Genomic DNA, 21,867 nt, shown 5'->3' with positions numbered 1-21,867 from the left:
GTGCGGGTGTGGGTGAGGGCGGGGATGTCGGTGGAGTCGGTGATGTCGGTGGGGTCGTCCGGGTGTGCGGCGGTGATGAGGGTGTAGCCGTCGGGAAGGGTGCCGTCGTAGACGGCCTCCGCCACCGGCACCCACTCCAACCCCAGCAGACCGTTCGTATCGCCCGCCGACGCGACTTCGCCCAAGGCCACCGAGGCCGCGCTGAGTACCGGCAGACCGGCACCGTCGAACGCGGCGAGTTCCACGGCACCGCCCGTACGCCGGGTGAGACGGGCCCGCAGCACGGTGGCGTCCGACGCATGCACCGCGAGATCGTGCCAGGCGATCGGCCTGCGGCTGCCGCCGACGGCCGAGAAGACCGTGTCGAGCAGGTCGGGATGGATCACGAAGCCGGCCGAACCGTCCGAACCGTCCGAGCCGGCCGTGCCGGCCGTGCCGTCGATTTCTGCCTCGACGAACACCTGGTCCCCGCGCCGCCACGCCCCCGGCGACCCGTCGGCGGGCACCGCGCCCGGCGGCGGCCACGCGGTGTCGACGGCTTCCGGCACGGGTACCCCGCCCGGGCGGAGCACGCCTTCGGCGTGCAGGGTCCACGGGCCGCCGCCGACACGGGTGTGCACCGTGAACGGGAGTCTGCCGTCGGCCCCGGGCTCACCGACCCAGAGCTGTACGGTGGCCCTGCCCCCCGCGGACCCGCCGGGCAGGCTGGTGATGTCGAGACGTTCGACCGTGGCGCAGTCGACCGCGTCCGCGGCGGCGAGGGCCAGTTCGGCCAGGAACACCGCCCGGTCCGCACCCGCGGGTACCGCGCCCGTGAACACCCGGCCCGGCGATCCGGCCAGGGCGACCCCGGTGCCGAGGACGGGGTGGCCCGCTTCGGTCGTGGCCGCGGGCGCCGATGCGATCCAGTAGGCGCGCCGCTGGAACGCGTACCCGGGAACATCCGGGTCGTGGCGCGGGTCACCGCCCAGGATCAGGGGCCAGTCGAGCGTCGCGCCCCGCGTGTGGAGGCGGGCGAGCGCGGTGTACAGCGCCTGCACCTCGTTCGCCGTGCCGTTCTGCAGAGAGATCCCGTCGACCAGCGGCGAGAGGTCCTGTCCGGGGCCGATCTCGACGAACACGGCATCGGGATACCGCCGCGTGTGCTCATGGAACAGCACCGGCTTGCGGACCTGCTCCGCCCAGTACTCGGCCGTGGTCGGGTCGTTGGGGACGGCGATACGGGGCCGGTGGTAGCGGAGCCGCCGGGTGGTCGCGAGCAGTTCGGCGGCCACCGGCTCCATATGCGCGGAGTGTCCCGCGTGCGGCGCGGGCAGCCGGTGGTGGATGCCGAGGCCCTGCGCGACGTCGAGCACCGCGTCCTCGTCGCCGGAGAGCACGATGGAGTGGGGGCCGTTGACCGCGGCGATCTCCACGCCCGGCCGGAGCGCATGCCGTGCCTCCTCCTCGCTGGTCAGTACCGTGACCATGGCGCCGGGCGGCGGCAGCGTGTGCATCAGGCGGGCGCGGGCGGTGACCAGGGTGCAGGCGTCGTCGAGAGACAGGATCCCGGCCGTGCGGGCGGCCGTGATCTCACCGAGTGAGTGGCCGATGACCGCGTCCGGGGCGATGTCCCAGGACTTCAGGAGGGAGGTGAACGCCGCCTGGTGGGCGAAGAGCGTGTGCTGACTTCTCGTGGGGTCGTGGGGATCGGGGTCGCCCAGCCGGTGGAGCGTGTCCCGCCACGCCCCGGCGAAGGCGGGGAAGGCGGCGGCGAGGTGCTCGCCCATCGACGGGTGCTGGGTGCCCTGGCCGGAGTAGACGAAGACCAGCTTCCCGGGCTCTTCCGCCGGGGGAGTGGTGATGACGGTGTCACCGAGCAGCACGGCACGGTGCGCGAAGTGCGTACGCCGGGCCAGAGTCTGCGCCACCGCCGCCCTGTCGATGCCCGGGTCGGAGCCGAGATAGGCGCGCAGACGCGCGATCTGCTCGTCGAGTGCCTCCGCCGACCGCGCCGACACCAGCAGCGGAAGGCCCTCCTCCGATGCCGGCACGTCCTCCGGTGCCGGTACCGGTGCCGGTAGGGGCGGGGCGGGGTCCGGCCCGGCCTCCAGGACGATATGCGCGTTCGTACCGCTCACTCCGAACGACGAGACGGCGGCGCGGCGCGGACGGCCGGTCCGCGGCCACGGCCGGGCCGACGTCAGCAGCTCAACGGCGCCGGCCGTCCAGTCGACATGCGGTGACGGCTCGTCCGCGTGGAGAGTCGGCGGCAGCTCCCCGTGCCGGATGGCCTGCACCATCTTGATGATCCCGGCCACCCCGGACGCGGCCTGCGCATGCCCGATGTTCGACTTCAGCGAGCCGAGCAGCAGGGGCTCCGCCCGGTCCTGCCCGTACGTCGCGAGCAGCGCGGTCGCCTCGATGGGGTCACCGAGGCGGGTGCCGGTGCCGTGCGCCTCGACCGCGTCGACGTCGGACGGTTCGAGCCGCGCGTTGGCGAGCGCCTGCCGGATGACACGCTCCTGCGACGGCCCGTTGGGCGCCGACAGACCGTTCGACGCGCCGTCGGAGTTGACCGCGGAGCCGCGGACGACCGCGAGGACGGTACGGCCGTGGCGTTCCGCGTCGGAGAGCCGCTCGACGACCAGGACACCGGCGCCCTCGGCGAAGCTCGTACCGTCCGCGCCCGCGCCGAACGCCTTCGCCCGCCCGTCCGGCGCGAGACCGCGCTGCCGGGAGAACTCGACGAAACCGCCGGGCGATGCCATCACCGTGACACCGCCGACCAGGGCCAGGGAGCATTCCCCGCTACGCAGGGACTGACCGGCCTGATGGAGCGCGACCAGCGACGACGAACAGGCCGTGTCCACGGTGACCGACGGCCCCTCCAGACCGTAGAAGTAGGAGAGCCGGCCGGAGAGCACGCTCGTCTGCGAGCCCGTCGCGCCGAAACCGTTGGTATCCGCCCCCGTGCCGTAGCCGTAGGAGAACGCGCCGATGAAGACGCCGGTATCACTGCCCCGGGCCGAGTCCGGGGTCAGACCGGCGCTTTCGAACGCCTCCCAGGAGGTCTCCAGGAGGACCCGCTGCTGCGGGTCCATGGCCAGTGCCTCGCGCGGGCTGATGCCGAAGAACGCCGCGTCGAAGCCGGTCGCGCTGCCGAGGAAGCCGCCGTGCCGGACGAACGTCTTGCCGGTGGCGTCGGGGTCGGGGTCGTAGAGGGCGTCGATGTCCCAGCCGCGGTCCGTCGGGAACTCGGCGATGGCGTCGGTGCCGGACACGACGAGCCGCCACAGCTCCTCCGGCGAGGTGACGCCGCCCGGCAGCCGGCAGGCCATGCCGACGATCGCCAGCGGCTCGTCGTGCACCACCTCCGTGGCCGCGCTCGGGGCCGGCACGGCCGCACGGACCCCGGTCAGCTCGTCGCCGAGCTTCGCCGCGAGCGCACGAGGCGTCGGGAAGTCGAAGACCGCCGTGGCCCGGAGCCGTACACCGGTCGCCGTGGTGAGCGCGTTGCGGAGTTGCACCGCGGTGAGCGAGTCGATCCCGAGTTCCTTGAACGTCGACCCCGGCGGGATCCCCTCGCTGCCCAGATGGCCGAGTACGGTGGCCGTGCAGTCCCGGACGAGCGCGAGGAGCGCATCCCCGCGCTCGCCCTCCGGCAGTGCGGCGAGCCGGTCCGCGAAGGAACGCTCCCGGACCGCGGCCCGCCGGACGGTCGTACGCCGGAGCCCGCGCAGCAGCGGTACGTCCGGCGCCTCGTCCAGCTCGGCAGCCGCCACCACGGGACTCCCGCTGCGCCCCGCCGCCTCGTACAGACGCATGCCCAGCCGTGCGCCGATCGTACGGAATCCGCTCCGCCGCATCCGGTCCCGGTCCGCCTCACCGAGCCCCGCGGTGAGCGCGCTCGTGTCCTCCCAGAGTCCCCAGGCGATGGACAGTGCGGGCAGGCCCGCCGCGTGGCGCTGTTCGGCGAGTTCGTCGAGGAACGCGTTGGCCGCGGCGTAGTTGCCCTGGCCCGCGTTGCCGAGGACGCCGGCGGCCGACGAGTAGAGCACGAACGCCGCGAGGTCCTGGTCCTCGGTGAGTTCGTGGAGATGCCAGGCGCCGTCGGCCTTCGGACGCAGGACGGTGTCGAAGTGCCCGGGAGTGAGCGAAGCGACGGTGGCGTCGTCCAGCGCGCCCGCGGTGTGCACCACGGCGGTGATCGGCCTGCCGATCCGCCCCAGCGCCGCCGCCAGTTGCTGCCGGTCACCGACGTCGCACGGCAGATAGGTGCCGGGTGTTCCCTCCGGCGGCGCCGTCCGGGACAGCAGATAGACGTGCCGTCCGCCGAGATGACGGGCCAGGATCCCGGCGAGGGTGCCGGATCCGCCGGTGATGACGACCGCGCCGTCCGGGTCGAGCGGCCGGGGGAGGGTGAGGACGTACTTGCCGATATGGCGGGCGCGGCTCATCCGGTCGAGCGCGGTCCGCGCCTGCCGGACGTCCCAGGCGCGGACCGGCAGCGGATGGAGCGCGCCCGTCTCGAACAGCCCGACGAGTTCGCCCAGGATCTCACCGATGCGGTCGGTGCCCGCGTCGAGGAGGTCGAACGGCAGATAGGCGGGTGTGACGGTGTCCGGATCGCGCAGCTCGGCGCGGCCCATCTCGACGAACCGGCCGTCCGCGTCGAGGAGTTCGAGTGACGCGTCGATGAACTCGCCGGTCAGGGAGTTGAGGACGACGTCCATCCGCGGGAACGCGGTCCGGAACGCGGTCGTCCGTGAGTCGGCGATACGGGTGCCGGGCAGCCCGGCGGCGCGCAGCACATGCTGCTTCCCGGTGCCCGCGGTGGCGTAGACCTCGGCGCCCAGGTGCCGGGCGATCCGGGTGGCGGCCATGCCGACACCGCCGGTGGCCGCGTGGACGAGGACCCTCTCGCCCTCGCGCAGCCCCGCGAGGTCGACCAGGCCGTACCAGGCGGTCGCGAACACCACCGGGACGGATGCCGCCGTGGCGAAGCTCCACCCGTCGGGTATCCGGGCCAGCCAGCGCCGGTCCGTGACCGCGGTCGGGCCGATACCGCCCCGGGTCAGGCCGAAGACCCGGTCGCCGGGGGCGAGGTCGGTCACGCCGGGACCGGTCTCCACGACGACGCCCGCGGCCTCACCGCCCATGGCGGTGGCCCCCTGGTACGTCCCGAGCGCGATCAGCACGTCCCGGAAGTTCAGGCCCGCGGCCCGGACGTCGAAGCGGACCTCACCGGCCGCGAGTTCCCGGCGGGGCGTGTCGTCGGCGGTCAGTGCGACCTCGTGCAGAACACCGGAGGGGGAGCGGGTGAGCAGCCAGTCGCCGTCCGGCAGGGGCAGTGGGCCGTGCACCGGGTCGGACATCCGCACCAGACGCCGCGCGTACAGCACACCGTCCCGGACGGCCAGCTGTGTCTCGTCCAGCGCGGCGCAGGCGGCGAGCAGGTCCGCGGGGGTGTCCGGGGGTGCCTCGACAAGGACGATACGCCCGGGATTCTCCGCCTGTGCCGAGCGGACCAGGCCCCCCGCGGCGGCCGCCGCGGGGCCGGTGCCGGTCCGGACGACGAGGGTCACCTCATCGGGGTCGGACAGCCGGCGGCGCAGGGCGTCGAGGACGCGGCCCGTCAGCTCCCTCACCGCCACGGTGGGGTCGCCGTCGACGGGGTCCGCGCCGAGAATCTCCACCCGCGGGTCGGCCGCGGACGGTACGGGCATCGGCAGCTCGGTCCAGACCGGGCGCAGCAGATTCTCGCCGGGGCCGGTTCCGCCGGTGTACGGGCGCGACACCACCGACCCGACGGCGGCCACCGGCCGGCCGTCCTCACCGGTCATACGGATCGTGCTGCGCTCACCGTCGCGGCTGACGGTGACCCGGGCCCGCGTCGCCCCGGACGCATGGATGCGGACATCCTGGAAGGCGAACGGCAGCCGGGCCGCCGTACCGGGAGTGTCGAGCGCGTACAGGGCCCCGGCCTGGAACGCGGCGTCGAACAGGGCGGGGTGCAGGGTGAACCGGGCGGCGTCCGCGAGCTGCTCGCCGGGGAGTGCGACCTCGGCGTGGAGCGTGTCGCCGTCACGCCATGCCGCCCGCAGCCCCTGGAACGCCGGCCCGTACCCGTATCCGATACTCCGGAACCGTTCGTAGACGTCGTCCACGCCGACCGGCAGGGCCCCGGCGGGCGGCCAGGGCGCCGGGTCCGTCACCGCGGTCACCGCCGGTGCCTTGCCGAGGAAGCCGGAGGCATGGCGGGTCCACGGGCCCGTGCCTTCGGCGCGCGCGTGGACGGTGACCGAGCGGCGTCCTGTGTCGTCGGGCTCCGCCACCTCGACGGAGACGGCCACGGAGCCGTTCTCGGGCAGGGCGAGCGGAGCCTCGACGGCCAGTTCGTGAAGGAGGTCGCAGCCGGTCTCGTCGCCTGCGCGCACCGCGAGTTCGAGGAACGCCGTACCGGGCAGGAGCACGGTGCCGTTGACGGCGTGCCCGCCCAGCCAGGGGTGGGAGGCCAGGGAGATCCGTCCGGTCAGAACGGTTCCGCCGGTGCCGGGGAGCGCGACCGCGGCGCCGAGCAGCGGGTGTACGACCTGTTCCTGCCCCGCGCCGGTCACATCCGCCCGTGCGGTGGCACGCAGCCAGTAATCCTGATGTTCGAACGGGTACGCGGGCAGTGCGACGGGTACGCGGTCACTGCCGAGTACCGCCGTCCAGTCGACCGCGAAACCACGGGTGTACAGCTGTGCGAGGGCGGTGTGGAGCGCCAGGGCCTCGTCGGGCGTACCCGTCTGGGTGGGAATGCCGTCGATGACCGGGGAGAGGTCCTGGTTGGGCCCGATTTCCAGGAACGTGGCGCCGGGGAACTGTTCGGTGTGCTCCTGGAAGCGCACCGGGTCGCGGACTTGGCGCGCCCAGTAGCCGGCCGTGGTGGGGTCCGAGGGGATGCCGATGCGCGGCTGGTGGTAGGTCAGCCCTCCGGCGGCTTCCAGCAGCGGCGCGACGAGCGGATCCATGCGCGCGGAGTGGCCGGCGTGGCGGGTCGGCAGCCGGTGGTGGATGCCGAGCCGCTGCGCGACGTCGAGTACGGCGTCCTCGTCGCCGGAGAGCACGACGGAATGGGGGCCGTTGACGGCGGCGATCTCCACTCCGGGGCGCAGCGCCCGGCGCGCTTTCTCTTCGCCGGTGAGGACGGTGACCATCGCGCCGCCCTCGGGGAGTCCGTCCATGAGGCGGCTGCGGACGGTGAGGAGTGTGCATGCGTCGCGGAGCGACAGGACGCCGGCCGTGTATGCGGCGGTGATCTCACCGAGGGAGTGGCCGATGACCGCGTGCGGGGTGATGCCCCAGGACCGCAGCAGCGCGGTGAGTGCGGCCTGGTGGGCGAAGTGCCTGGCCGGGCCCTGGTCGGGGTCGAGGTGGTCGAGGGCCTCGCGCCGTGCTTCGGCGAAGACGGGGTAGGTGGCCGCCAGCCGGTCGCCGGTCTCCGGGCGCAGTGTGCTCTGGCCCGAGTAGACGAAGACGACCGGCCCGAGGGGCGCGTTCGGGTCCGCGGTGACGACCGTGTCACCGAGGAGCACGGCACGGTGCTCGAAAGTGGTCCGCCGGGCCAGGGTCTGCGCGACCGCGGCGCGGTCCACGCCGGGGCGGTCGTGGAGGAATGCGCGTATCCGGGTGAGCTGCCGGTCGAGCGCCTCGGGGGTGCGGGCGGAGACGGGCAGGGGCAGGGGGCGGGTGTCGGGCGGGGTCTCGGATGCGGGCTGGGGGCGGCTTTCGATGATGACGTGGGCGTTGGTGCCGCTGACGCCGAAGGAGGAGATACCGGCGCGGTGGGGCCCTGCGGCCGTGGGCCAGGGGCGGGCTTCGGTGAGGAGTTCGATGCCCCCGGAGGTCCAGTCGACGTGGGTGGACGGTGTGTCGATGTGCAGGGTGCGGGGCAGGGTGCCGTGGTGCATGGCGAGGATCATTTTGATGATGCCCGCGACGCCCGCGGCGGCCTGGGTGTGGCCGATGTTGGACTTCAGGGAGCCGAGGAGGAGGGGTGTGGTGCGGCTCTGCCCGTAGGTCGCGAGCAGCGCGGTCGCTTCGATGGGGTCCCCGAGGCGGGTGCCGGTGCCATGGGCCTCCACGGCGTGGATGTCGGCCGTGCCGAGTCCCGCGCCGGCGAGGGCCTGCCGGATGACGCGCTCCTGGGAGGGCCCGTTGGGTGCGGAGAGCCCGTTGGAGGCGCCGTCCTGGTTGACGGCGGACCCGCGGACGACCGCGAGGATCCGGTGGCCGAGCCGCTCGGCATCGGAGAGCCGCTCCACGACCAGGACACCGGAGCCCTCCGCGAAGGCGGTGCCGTCGGCGGCGTCCGCGAAGGCCTTGCACCGGCCGTCCGGCGCCAGACCGCCCTGCTCGGAGAAGTCCGCGAAGCCCGCCGGGGATGCCAGGACCGTGACACCGCCGACCAGCGCGAGGGAGCATTCCCCGGTACGCAGGGACTGACCGGCCTGGTGGAGCGCGACCAGCGACGACGAACACGCGGTGTCGACCGTGACCGCCGGGCCCTCCAGACCGTAGAAGTAGGCGAGACGGCCGGAGAGGACGCTCGTATGGATGCTGGTGGTGCCGTACCCGTCGAAGTCCGCGCCGATTCCGTAGCCTTGGAAGAAAGCCCCCAGGAACACCCCGGTATCGCTGCCCTTCAGCGCATACGGGTCGATGCCCGCGTGTTCGAGCGCCTCCCACGACGTTTCCAGGACGATCCGCTGCTGCGGGTCCATCGCGAGGGCCTCGCGCGGGCTGATCCCGAAGAACGCGGCGTCGAACCCGGCCGCACCGGTGAGGAATCCGCCGCGGCCGCCGGCGGACGTCTCCCAGCCGCGGTCGGCGGGATGTGCGCCGATGCCGTCGCCGCCGGAGTCGAGCAGCCGCCACAGATCGTCCGGCGATTCCACCCCGCCCGGCAGCCGGCACGCCATGCCGACGATCGCCAGGGGCTCGCTGTGCGCGGCCAGCTCCATCCGGGCCTTCTGCAGTTCCGCGGTCGTCCAGCGCAGGTACTCGACCGTCTTGTCCTGTTCGGGCACGGCTACTCGCTTCCCACGGGGCCGGTGACGGGTACGGTGAGGTCGTCCGCGGCGGCACGAAGGGCCGACTCCACCCGGGTGAGCAGGTCCGCGACGGTCGCACGGTCGAGCAGCGCGGCGTCGTGGACGACCGCGCCGGATACGGTGCGGCCGTCGTCGAAGAGGTTGACCGACAGTTCGCCGTTGACGGCGCCGGCGCTCTCGGCGACGACGGGAAACGGTTCGGTGCGCAGCCCGGGCAGCCGCAGCTCCGTACTGAGCGCGCTGATGAGCTGGAACGACAGGGCGGCCGGCGGCAGCGCGGGATCGGCCGCGCGCATCGCCGAGTAGGGCACCGACTGATGGGCGTGGGCGCCGGTCATCGCGGTCCCCACCCGCCGCAGGACTTCGGGGAACGACGCTGTGCCGCCGTGGCCGTCACCGACGTCGACCCGGAGGGCGAGCACCTTGGCGAAGAAGCCGATGAGATGCTCGGTCCCGGCCTGGCCCCGGTCCGCGAACGGCGTCGTGACGAGCAGGTCGTCGGTGCCCGCCGCCTCCGCCACGACCAGGGCGAAGGCGCCGAGCACGGTCTCCTGCAAGGTTGCGTTCCGGGCCCCGGCGATCCTGCGTGCAGCCGTGACGGCGGTGTCGTCGAGCTTCCAGAGGAAGGCCCGCCCGTCCGGTGCGGCCGTACCGCGGGGGCGGACCGTGGGCAGCTCCGGCCCGCGGACCCCCTCCAACCGCCGCTTCCAGTAGGCCCGGTCGTTCTCCCGCGACGCGACGACCGCCGGGGTCCCCTCCCACCGGGCGACGTCCGTGTACGACACCGGCAGATCGGGTGACGCTCCCGACAGCTCCCGGACCAGGAGGTCGAAGGACCAGCCGTCGCCTGCGAGGTGGTGCAGCATCAGCAGCAGTACATGATCCTCGGCACCGAGCGGGAGGAGTACGGCGCGCAGCAGCGGCCCGTTCACGAGGTCGAACGGCCGGGTCAGTTCCGCACGGGCGGCCCGGACCGCGTCCGGGACGCCGCCCGGCCCCGGCTCGACGACCTCGGCGCGTATCCCGGCAGGCGGGTGGACGATCTGATTCCGGCCCGAGAACCCGGTCCGCAACGGCTCGTGCCGGGCCGTGATCCGGGTCAGTGCCGCATCGAGGCTGTGGTGGTCGAGCGGCCCGTGCAGCCGGAACCCGTACGGGGCGACCGTGTAGGACGGGGCGGCGAGCAGTGAACCGTGCGAGTGGAGCATCTGTTCCTGCGCCGCGGTGACGGGTGCGGGCCCCTCGGTGGGGAGGGGCCGGATCGGGGGCGGTACGGCGGCGGGTGCCGCCGTGTCCACCGCGCGGGCGAGGGCGGCGGGTGTCCGTCCGTCGAAGAGGGTCCGCAGAGCGACGTCGACGCCGAACTCGGCCCGGATCCGGGAAACGAGCCGGGTGGCGAGCAGCGAATGGCCGCCCAGCACGAAGAAGTCGTCGTCGGCACCGACGCGGGGGAGGTCCAGTACGTCCTGGAAGATGCGGCACACCACCCGCTCGGCGGCGGTACGGGGAGCGGCCTGCCGCTCCGATCCGCGGCCCGGCTCCGGGTCGGGCAGTGCCCGCCGGTCCACTTTGCCGCTCGTGGTCCGGGGCAGTGCGGCGACCGTGACGACGGCGGACGGCACGAGATAGGCGGGCAGCCGGGCGGCGAGGCCGTCACGCAGCGACGCGGCGAAACCGTCGCCGTGCGGCCCGCCGGCCGGTACGACGTACGCCGCCAGGAACTTCTCGCCCCGCGGATCCTCCCGTACGGACACGGCCGCGTCCGCGACCCGGGGATCGTCGGCGAGCGCGTTCTCGATCTCACCCGGTTCGATGCGGATACCGCGGATCTTGACCTGGTCGTCGATCCGGCCGAGGAAGTCGAGGTCGCCGGAGGGCGCGCGGCGCGCCAGATCGCCGGTGAGGTAGAGGCGTTCCTCGCCAGTGGCGCCGCCCGGGATCCACCGTTCGGCGGTCAGTTCGGGGCGGGCCAGATAGCCGCGGGCGAGTCCGATGCCCGCGACGCAGAGCTGGCCCGGCATACCGTCCGGAACCGGTCTCAGCGCCTCGTCGAGGAGATGGATGCGGGTGTTGTCGATCGGCGGGCCGATCGGTGCGGAGGCGGGCCAGGTACCCGGGTCGGAGGGCAGGGTGTACGCGGTGATGAGCTGGCTCTCGGCGGGGCCGTAGTGGTTGTGGACGCGCAGCCGGGGCCGGTGCCGGCAGAGTTCGCGCAGCCGGGTGTCGAGGACGAGTGCCTCGCCGCCCTGGCAGAGGTGCCGCAGCGCGGAAAGCTGCTCGCTGTGCGGGTCGACGTGCCCGACCAGGGCGCGCAGTACCGCCGTCGGCGCGTAGATGCGGGTGATCGCCTGCTCGTCCATCCACCGTGCGAGCCCCGGCGGGTCGAGCCGGACCTCGTCCGGCGGGATGACGAGGGTGCCGCCGAGGAGAGCGGAGAAGATCTCCTGCACCGAGTAGTCGAAGGTGCTGGTCACGAACTGGACGGTCCGGCTGGCCGGTTCGCGCCCCATGGTCCGTTCCTGCCAGAGCAGCAGGTTGACGGCGCTGACGCCCGGCATCAGCACGGCCTTGGGTTTCCCGGTCGACCCCGATGTGTAGATCGCGTAGGCGAGGCTGTCCCGGTCGAGCGTGATGCGCGGTGCGGTGTCGGGCTGCCGGCCGAGGTGCGGGTCGTCGGGCGTCACCACGTGCGCGACCCCCGGGAAGCGGGGACGGTAGGCGCTGTCCGTGACCACCGTGGTCAGCTGCGCGTCCGCCAGGACGAACGTCGTCCGCTCCGCCGGGTGTTCGGGGTCGAGCGGGACGTACGCGGCACCTGCCTTGAGGATCCCCACGATGCCGACGATCAGGTCGGCACCGCGGTCGGCACAGATCCCCACCAGATCGCCGGTGGCGGTGCCGCGGGCCCGGAGCAGCTGCGCCAGACGGTTGGCGCGCCGGTCCAGCTCGGCGTAGGTGAGCGAGGTCCGCGGATCCGTGACGGCGACGGCGTCGGGGCTCCGTGCGGCGTACCGTGCCAGCAGTTCCGGCAGGGTTTCGACGGGCAGCTCCCGCGCCGTGTCGTTCGAGGGGATCACCGGGGCCGGTACGGTACCGCCGCCGCCCCCCGGCAGACCGGACAGCCGGATACCCGGGTCGGCCGTGACGGCCCGCAGCACGGCCGTGAACTCGTCGAGCAACCGGGTGATCCGCGGTTCGTCGAACAGCGCCCGGCTGTACAGCAGCTCTCCGACGAGGGTCCCCCCGGACTCCTCGTACACATGGAATTCGAGGTCGAAGCGGGTGAACCAGCGGCCGGCGGGGAAGGGCTCGGCGGTGACACCGGGCAGCGCGGATGCCGTCGTATCGCGTCTGAGGACCTGGAGCAGCACCTGGACGACCGGGTTGACGGACAGGTCGCGCTCCGGCGCGACGACTTCGATGAGATTCTCGAACGGGAGGTCGGCGTGGGTGAAGGCGTCCGTCGTCATGGCGCGGCAGCGGTCGAGCAGTTCCCGGAACGCGGGATCGCCGGAGAGGTCGCCGCGGAGGGCGAGCGTATTGACGAACATGCCGATCAGGCCCTCGAACGCCGCCCGGGTGCGGTTGGCGACGGGCGTGCCGACCAGTACGTCCAGGGTGCCCGCATGCCGGGCGAGAACGATCTGGAACGCCGAGAGCAGCGTCATGAACACGGTCGTACCGGAATCGCGCCCCAGCCGGAGCACCGCCGAGGTCAGGGCGGACGGCGGCCGCCACTCGACCATCCCCGCGTCCGGGGCGGCGACGGCAGGACGGGGCCGGTCGGACGGCAGACGGAGTACGGGCGGGGCGCCTTTGAGCCGGTCGCGCCAGTGGGCCAGGCGCTTGTCGAGCCCGGCGCCGGTCAGCTCGGACCGTTCCCAGGCGGCGAAGTCGGCGTACTGGAGCGACAGCGGCGGCAGGACGGCGGGGCGGGACGTTTCGCGAAGAGCCGTGTAGTGCGCGGCGAGTTCCAGTTGGAGGATCCCGAACGACCAGCCGTCACAGGCGATGTGGTGCACGACCACCGCCAGTAGGTGACGGCCGTCGTCCACCCGGATCAGCAGGGCCCTGATCAACGGCCCGGTGGAGAGGTCGAACGGCGCGGCGATCTCGTCGCGCACCAGCCGGGCCGCGTCCTCCTCGTCGGCGGCCCGGGTCCGGCGCAGGACCCGGGCCGGAGCGGGCAGCACCCGCTGGACGGGTTCGCCGTCCGCGGCGTCGAACACGGTCCGCAACGCCTCGTGCCGCGCTACGACGAGCGCGAGGGCACGCTCCAGAAGCTCCGCGTCGAGCGGACCGGTCAGCCGCTGCACCAGCGGAAGATTGTAGGCATTGCTGTCCGGGTCCAGTTCTTGCAGAAACCAGATACGCCGCTGTGAAAACGAAGTGAGGAGCGGCTCGGTACGATTGGCGGTCCCGATCTCCCGATACTGGTTCCCCCCGTTTTCCCGCGGCTCGCGATTTCCCCGGGTTCCACGGTTTCCCCGATTCTTTGCGGAACCACCGAAGCGGAGCGTTCCCGGCCTTTTTCCGTCCGCTGTCACGACACCACTCCTTCGATCTCCACGAGCAGGTCGGCGCGGGCGATGTCGGTGTGCAGAAACGCGACGGTCGCGGTCTTCGACAGGCGCGCGGCGCAGACCCGGCGGACCGCGGGGAGGTCCGAGCGGCGACGGACGTAGACCTTGACGTGATCGACGTCGGTGAGGACGTACCCTCGCGGGACGCCGTGCCGGTGCAGGTTGCCGGCCCCGACGACCCGGGCGATATTGTCCAGGGCGACCTCGCACTGACCGGTGACATCACCGTGGTGCGTCGTCTCGTGCCCGAGGATTCCAGCCGTCGCCGAGACGAACAGCCGGCTGCCGCCCGGCGGGCCCAGCCAGGTCGCACGGGCGAAGACCGGGGCGCGCGGGCCGTACGCCGCGGGGTAGCGGTGTGCCGTGAGGACGGCGGGGTTCTCGATGTTGATCCGGGTTCCGCCGCGGGCAGCGAGGAACACGCAGGTGATACCGCCCCCGTGCGCGCCGATGCCGGTGGCGGCGGGCATTCCGGCCGGGTCGATCCCGCCCGCGTCCAGGGCCTGCGCACGGCCGACGCAGAAGTCCCGGTACACCTCCAGGCCGTCCGCGTTCGCCGCGTTGATACCACTGATGTAGTTCCAGGTCCGGGCGAGCAGCGGACGCCCCAGGGACCGGGTGAGCGCGAAGACCTGTGTGTAGAGCGCGGCGACGGCGTCGGCGTACCCGTGGCTCTCGGGGACCCGGCCGATACCGAACAGGTAGTCGTCGGTGCGGGCCCAGGCGATGCCTCCGTCCCGACCGGACTCGACGGGCGGCCGCCCGCGCCAGACCTCGGCGAACGCCTCCTCCTCGAAGGTCGTGGTGTGCACCGCGGTACGCGGGACCCCGTCCGTCAGCGACACCTCGGCATGACCGGTGCCGTGTTCGATGACGCCGAGGACCGTCTCGTCCCCTTCGAGGTCCGACGGCACGAGCTTCTCGAAGCGGCAGTACGGTGCCGCGACAGGCACAGACAAAGCCCCATCCCTCCCTGCCGTTCCGTTGTCGGTCACGATGCAGACAAGTACGCGCGACGGTATTCGGGCAACCCCCTAAATGCGCGGCAGGACCATGCGGCCGGGGGCAGGGGGGATGGTCAGGGGGGGACCGTCAGGGGTTCGCTGCTAACGTCGCCGACACTCACTGCCGGCTTCGTGCTGCCGTACCGTCAGCCGAGAGAAAGGCGTTTTCATGGCGCGTGGGGAATCACTTCGGCCTGTGCACGAATTGCTGCGTGTGAACGCCGAACGGCAGGGTGACCGGATCGCCTATGTGGATTCCCGCCGCGCTGTGACGTACGCGCAGCTCCGGCTCAGGACCGGCCGGATCGCCGGACATCTCGCGGCGGCGGGGGTGGGCCGCGGCGACCGGATCGCGCTGCTGCTCGGCAACCGGATCGAGACCATCGAGGCCTATATCGCCGCCGCACGGGCCGCCGCCGTCGCCGTGCCCCTCAACCCGGACGCCGGCGATGCGGAGATCGCGCACTTCCTCACCGACTCCGGCGCGACCGTCCTGATCACCGACGACCTCCACCTCGACCAGGTGCGCCGGGTGGGCACCGATGCCACGGTCGTGCTCGCGGGGGAGCGGGACCCGGACTGCACCCGGTACGAAGACCTCGCCGGAACCGAACCGGGCCACCCGCCCCGCGACGACCTCGGCCTGGACGAACCCGCCTGGATGCTCTACACGTCCGGAACGACCGGACGCCCCAAAGGGGTCGTCTCGGCCCAGCGCAGCGGCCTCTGGTCCGCGCTGTACTGCGACATACCCTCCTGGGAACTCACCGAGGACGACGAACTGCTCTGGCCCGCACCGCTCTTCCACAGCCTCGGCCACCATCTCTGCCTGCTCGCGGTCCTCACCGTCGGCGCATCCGCCCGGATCCTCGGCGGCTTCGTCGCGCGCGACGTCCTCGACGCCCTCGCCGAACACCGGAGCACCGTACTGGTCGGCGTACCGACGATGTACCGCTACCTCCTCGGCGCCGTGTCCGGCGTACCGGAGACCGGCGCACTGCGCGCGGCGCTGGTCGCGGGATCCACGGCACCCGCCTCGCTCACGGCGGACTTCGAAGCCGCCTTCGGTGTGCCGCTGCTCGACACCTACGGCTGCACGGAGACCACCGGATCCCTCACGGCCAACACCCTGGCCGGCCCACGGGTACCCGGCTCCTGCGGGCTGCCCGTCCCGGGCCTTTCGCTGCGGTTCGTCGACCCGGTGACCGGCACCGAAGTGCCGCACGGCGACGAGGGCGAGCTGTGGGCGAGCGGACCGGGCCTCATGCTCGGCTACCACGAGCAGCCCGAGGCGACCGCCGAGGTCCTCGTCGACGGCTGGTACCGCACCGGGGACCTGGCACGCCGGACGGAGACCGGACATGTGACGATCACCGGACGGGTCAAGGAACTCATCATCCGCGCCGGGGAGAACATCCACCCGGGGGAGATCGAGTCCGTCGCCCAGGAAGTGCCGGGCGTCCGGGACGCCGCAGCGGCGGGCCGTCCCCACCCCGTCCTCGGTGAGATACCGGTGCTCTACGTCGTGCCGGAAGGATCCACCGTCCCCGCCGACGCGATCCTCGCGGAGTGCCGCCGCCGACTCGCCTACTTCAAGGTGCCCGACGAGATCCTGCGGACCGCCGAGATCCCGCGCACCGCATCGGGCAAGGTACGCCGGGGCGAGCTGGCCGGACGTACGGCGCACCTGGTCGCCACCGGAAGCGGCGAGGCCGCCCTGTGCGAACTCGTCTGGGAGCGGCGCGAGCTGCCCGCCACCGTCTCCCCGGGCCCGACCGTCGTCACCCGCCGCGCGGTGGGCGTCGACCCGGCCGAGGTCCCGGACGCGGACCAGGCGGCGCTCTGGGACCAGGCACTCCGGGACCAGGCCGCCGAGCCCGGATCGTTCGTACTGGTCGACACGGACGGGGAACCGGATGACGACGGTACCGCCGGTGCCGGACGCGTTGCCGCCGCGGCCTCTCTCGGCGAGCCCCGGGTCGCCCTGCGCAACGGCGCCGCCTACGTGCCCCGGCTGCTCCCCGCGGTCACCACCCCCCTGCCGGCCGGCCGGTGGGCCCTGCGGCCGCCCGCTTCCGGAACCCTCCGCGACCTCGCGGTCGCCCCGTCCGACGTGCCGCCGCGCCCGCTGGCCGCGGGCGAGGTCCGTATCGGCGTCCGCGCCGCGGGGCTGAACTTCCGCGATGTGCTGATCGCGCTCGGCACCTACCCGGGCGGCGGCGAGATGGGCGGGGAGGCCGCCGGGATCGTCACCGAGGTCGGGCCCGGGGTCGACGATCTGATGCCCGGCGACCGCGTGTTCGGTCTGGTACCGGACGCGTTCCGGCGCAGTGTTGTCGCGGACCGGAGGCTGATCGCACGGATTCCGCAGGGCTGGTCGTTCCCGGTCGCCGCGTCCGTGCCCGTCGTATTCGCGACCGCCTGGTACGGACTCGTCGACGCGGGCGGGCTCCGGCCCGGCCGCAGAGTACTGATCCACGCCGCGACGGGCGGCGTCGGCATGGCGGCCACCCGGATCGCCCGCCACCTCGGTGCCGAGGTCTACGCCACCGCGAGCCCGGCCAAGCAGCACCTGCTGTACGCCGACGGTTTCGACGCCGACCATGTGGCGGACTCCCGTACCACCGCCTTCGCGGACGTCTTCCCCGCGATGGACGTCGTACTGAACTCCCTGACCGGCGAACTCCTCGACGCTTCGGTCGCGTTGCTGGCACCGGGCGGCCGGTTCGTGGAGATGGGCAAGACCGATATCCGGCACCCCGCGCAGGAGCCCTTCGACCTGTCGGATATCGCCCCCGCACGGCTGCGGGACATCCTGGACCTGCTCCTGGAACTGTTCGACCGCGGCGAGCTGTCGCCGCTGCCGCTGCGCGCCTGGGACATCCGCCGGGCGCGGGACGCGTTCAGCTGGATGAGCCGGGCCCGGCACACCGGCAAGATGGTTCTCACCGTCCCGCCCCGGCTCGGCCCGGACACACCGGTCCTGGTGACCGGGGAGGGTGCCGACGCCGTCGCCGGGCTGCTGCGCGGCCAAGCGGACTCCGGTCCCGTGTTCACCGGTGCCGCGGACGCCGGAGCGGCCGGGGACACCGTGGACCCGAGTGCGCTCGTGCAACTCGTGCTCGGCGATCCGGCCGGCGCCGACGCGTACGCCGCCCGGTCGCGAGCCTCGGACGGGCTCCCGGTCGTCACCCTCCACGGTCTGCCCGGAATCGAACAGGCGGCACTCACCGGCGAGCTGATCGCAAGGGCCGTCGCGGGCGGCGGCTCGTACGTCGTCACCCGAGTCGGTTCCGTGGGCGCACGGGCCGAGGCGATGGCAGGCGCTACGCCACCGATCCTCAGCGAACTCGCGGGCCGGGCCGGCCCCACGGGCCCGGATGAGCCCGGACCCGCGGAACCGGCATGGGCGAGCCGCCTCGCAGCGGCCGCCGCCGACCGCGAGGCCCTCCTGCTCGACCTGGTACGCGACTCCGCCGCCACGGTCCTCGGCCTGTCGGGCGCCGAACACTGCGCGCCGGACCGGACGTTCCGCGAGAACGGCCTCGACTCCCTCACCACCGTCGAATTCGCGAACACCGTCGCCGCGCGCACGGGCCTGCGCGTGCCCGCGTCCACGGCGTTCGACCATCCCACCCCGCGTGCGTTCGCCGCGCACCTTGCCGGGCACCTTGCCGGGACTGCCACGGCGGCGCCCGCCGTGGCCCGGTCCGGCGGCTCCGGTGAACCCATCGCGATCGTGGGCATGGCCTGCCGTCTGCCCGGCGGCGTCGCGTCGCCGGAGGACCTGTGGCGGCTTGTCGAATCCGGGGGCGACGCGATCACCGAGTTCCCCGCCGACCGGGGCTGGGACGTCGGGACCCTGTACGACCCGGATCCGGACGCGGCCGGACGGTCGACGACCCGCCACGGCGGCTTCCTCACCGGGGCGACCGGGTTCGACAGCGCGTTCTTCGGGATCAGCCCGAACGAGGCCCTGGCCATGGACCCGCAGCAGCGTCTGGTCCTGGAGACCTCGTGGGAGGCCTTCGAGCACGCGGGCATCGTCCCCGACACGCTCCGGGACAGCGACACCGGTGTGTTCATGGGCGCGTTCCACCAGGGGTACGGCGCCGGGCGCGACCTGGGCGGACTGGGTGTCACGGCAATCCAGACGAGCGTCCTGTCCGGACGGCTCTCGTACTTCTACGGCTTCCAGGGTCCGGCGGTCACGGTCGATACGGCGTGTTCGTCGTCGCTGGTCGCCCTGCACCAGGCGGTACAGGCGCTGCGCAGCGGCGAATGCTCCCTCGCCCTGACCGGAGGGGTCACCGTGATGGCGACCCCGCAGAGCTTCGTGGAGTTCTCGCGGCAGCGCGGGCTGGCTCCGGACGGGCGCTGCAAGGCGTTCGCCGACACGGCCGACGGCACGGGGTTCTCCGAAGGTGTCGGTGTTCTGGTGGTGGAGCGGCTGTCGGATGCGGAGCGCAACGGCCATACGGTGCTTGCGGTGGTGCGCGGTTCGGCGGTGAACCAGGACGGTGCGTCGAACGGCCTGTCGGCGCCCAACGGTGTCGCACAGCAGCGCGTTATCCGGCAGGCACTTGCCAACGCCGGACTCAGCGGGGGCGACGTCCAGGCGCTGGAGGCGCATGGGACGGGGACGGTGTTGGGGGATCCGATTGAGGCGCAGGCGGTTATTGCGGTGTACGGGCAGGGTCGTGAGGTGCCGCTGTTTCTGGGTTCGTTGAAGTCGAATATTGGTCATGCGCAGGCGGCGGCGGGTGTGGCCGGTGTGATCAAGATGGTGTTGGCGATGCGGTACGGGGTGTTGCCGAGGACGTTGCATGTGGGTGAGGCGTCGTCGCATGTGGACTGGTCGGCGGGGGCGGTGGAGGTGTTGACGGAGGCGCGGCCGTGGCCCGAGACGGACCGTCCGCGGCGGGCTGGGGTGTCGGGGTTCGGGGTGAGCGGGACGAATGCGCATGTGGTGCTGGAGGGGGTGCCGGACGTCTCGGCTCCTCCGGCTGGAGTGTCCGGGGGGTTGGTGCCGTTGCCGGTGTCGGCGCGTTCTGGTGTGGGTGTGGGTGTGTTGGTGGAGCGGGTGGGTGGGTTGGTGGGGGGTGGGCGGGATGTGGGTGTGGTGGCGGATGGGTTGGTGCGGGGGCGTGCGGTGTTCGGTCATCGGGCGGTGTTGTTGGGGGATGGTGTGGTGAGGGGTGTGGCGGGTGAGGGGGTGCGGACGGTGTTCGTATTCCCGGGGCAGGGGTCGCAGTGGGCCGGCATGGGCCGCGAACTCGCCGAGGCATCACCTGTTTTTGCGGCACGGATGGCTGAGTGTGCGGCGGCCTTGAAGCCGTTTACGGGCTGGGATCTGGGTGATGTGCTGGCCGGGCGGCACGATGCCGGGGCTGTGGAGGTGGTGCAGCCGTTGTCGTGGGCGGTGGCGGTGAGTGTGGCGGCTTTGTGGGGGGCGTATGGGGTGGTGGCGGATGGGGTGGTGGGTCATTCGCAGGGGGAGATTGCGGCGGCGTGTGTGGCGGGTGCGCTGAGTCTGGAGGACGGGGCGCGGGTGGTGGCGTTGCGGAGCCGGGTGATCGGGGGCCGGCTGGCGGGGCGTGGGGTGATGGCCTCGGTCGCGCTTCCCGCGGGGGAGGTGGAGTTGGTGGAGGGGGTGTGGATCGCGGCCCGTAACGGACCGTCCTCGACGGTGATCGCGGGCAACCCCGAGGCTGTGGAGAGTGTCCTGGCGGGGTATGAGGCTGTAGGGGTTCGGGTGCGGCGGATCGCGGTCGACTACGCCTCCCACACCCCCCATGTCGAAGCCGTCGAGGACGAACTCGCCGAAGCACTGACCGGGGTTGCGGCCCGGGTTCCGACCGTTCCCTGGTGGTCCACGGTCGACAGCCGCTGGGTGGAGGAGCCGGTCGAGGACGGTTACTGGTACCGCAACCTCCGTCAACCGGTCGCGATGGATTCGGCGGTCGCGGAACTCGACGGTTCCCTGTTCATCGAGTGCAGTGCGCATCCGGTGCTGCTGCCCGCGATCGACCAGGAACGTACCGTTGCCTCCTTGCGTACCGGCGAAGGCGGCGGGGACCGGTTCACCACCGCGCTCGCGGAGGCCTGGGTCCAGGGTGCCACCGTCGACTGGACCACCCTCGTCCCGCCCACCGGAGAACGGCTTCTCGACCTGCCCACCTACCCCTTCGACCACAAACGCTACTGGCTGCCGCCCGTTCCGGCCGGTGGCGGGGGTATCGGGCATCCGTTCCTGACGAGCGTCGTGGCGCTGCCGGGCAGTGACGGCGTCCTGCTCAGGGGCAGGGTGTCCCTTGCCGCGCACCCCTGGCTGGCCGACCACGCCGTCCAGGACACGGTACTGCTCCCGGGCACCGCGTTCCTGGAGCTGGTGATCCGCGCGGGTGACGAGACCGGCTGCGACACCATCGACGAACTGGTCATCGAGACACCGCTCGTACTCCCGGTCACCGGCGCCGTCGATCTCACCGTCACCGTCGACCGGCCCGACGAGGCCGGGCGCCGACCGGTGACCGTCCACGCCCGCCCCGAAGGCACCGACACCTGGACCCGCCACGCCACCGGAACCCTCACCACCACCGGCACCACCACCCCCGAAGCGTTCCCGCAGTGGCCCCCGGCCGGAGCGCAACCGGCAGACCTGGACCGGTTCTACGAGCAACTCGCGGCAGCGGGCTACGCCTACGGGCCGGCGTTCCAGGGGCTGCGAGCCGCCTGGACGGCAGGCGACACGATCTACGCCGAAGCCGCTCTGGACAGCGCCGAAGAGGTGGACCGGTTCGGGGTTCATCCGGCGCTCCTGGACGCGGCCCTGCACGCCGGACGCCTCGATGCGGGCGGCGAACTGGAGCTGCCGTTCTCCTGGACAGGTGTGCGCCTGCACGCGGGCGGGGCGACCTCGGTGCGGGTCGCTCTCACCCGGGGCCCGGAGGGCGTCACCGTGCAGGTGGCCGATCCGGACGGCCGCCCCGTCGTCTCCGTGGACGCGCTGGTACTACGGCCGGGCACCGCCACGCCGTCGGGACCGGGGCTCCTGGGGTTGGAGTGGGTGCCGGTGGCGGAGGCCGTCTACGACGGCACCCTGCCCGACGGCTACACCCTCATCACCGCCGCACACCCGGACGACCCCACCGACATCACCGACTCCACCGACATCCCCGCCCTCACCCACACCCGCAC

3 protein-coding genes and 1 pseudogene are annotated in these 21,867 nt (G+C 72.8%); 1 reads left to right on the top strand and 3 read right to left on the bottom strand.

The window, feature by feature from the left end; genetic code table 11:
* The 3 genes and pseudogenes from fkbA to ACIQ9E_RS29465 form a co-directional block, all read right to left on the bottom strand.
* A pseudogene (gene fkbA, locus ACIQ9E_RS29475) lies at positions 1-9,056 on the bottom strand (tacrolimus type I polyketide synthase FkbA); the annotation flags it as partial.
* Positions 9,057-9,058: 2 nt separating this feature from the next.
* Positions 9,059-13,627, bottom strand: a complete 4,569-nt coding sequence (locus ACIQ9E_RS29470) for an amino acid adenylation domain-containing protein (RefSeq protein WP_403712214.1) — start codon at positions 13,625-13,627, stop codon at positions 9,059-9,061.
* Entirely contained in the window at positions 13,624-14,616 is a 993-nt protein-coding gene (locus ACIQ9E_RS29465) for an FkbO/Hyg5 family chorismatase (RefSeq protein ID WP_403712216.1), read from the bottom strand. Before ACIQ9E_RS29465 ends, ACIQ9E_RS29470 begins: the two co-directional genes overlap by 4 nt.
* A gap of 247 nt (positions 14,617-14,863) precedes the next feature.
* On the opposite strand from ACIQ9E_RS29465, the gene ACIQ9E_RS29460 reads away from it, so the two are divergent.
* Positions 14,864-21,867: beta-ketoacyl synthase N-terminal-like domain-containing protein (locus tag ACIQ9E_RS29460; RefSeq protein ID WP_403712212.1), on the top strand; the 7,004-nt coding region annotated here is incomplete at its 3' end.

The organism is Streptomyces sp. NPDC094448 (genome assembly GCF_044763775.1).
In the GTDB taxonomy this organism is placed as follows: domain Bacteria; phylum Actinomycetota; class Actinomycetes; order Streptomycetales; family Streptomycetaceae; genus Streptomyces.
The sequence above is the reverse complement of the archived record's forward strand: the minus strand, read 5'-3'. Positions and strand labels throughout refer to the sequence as shown.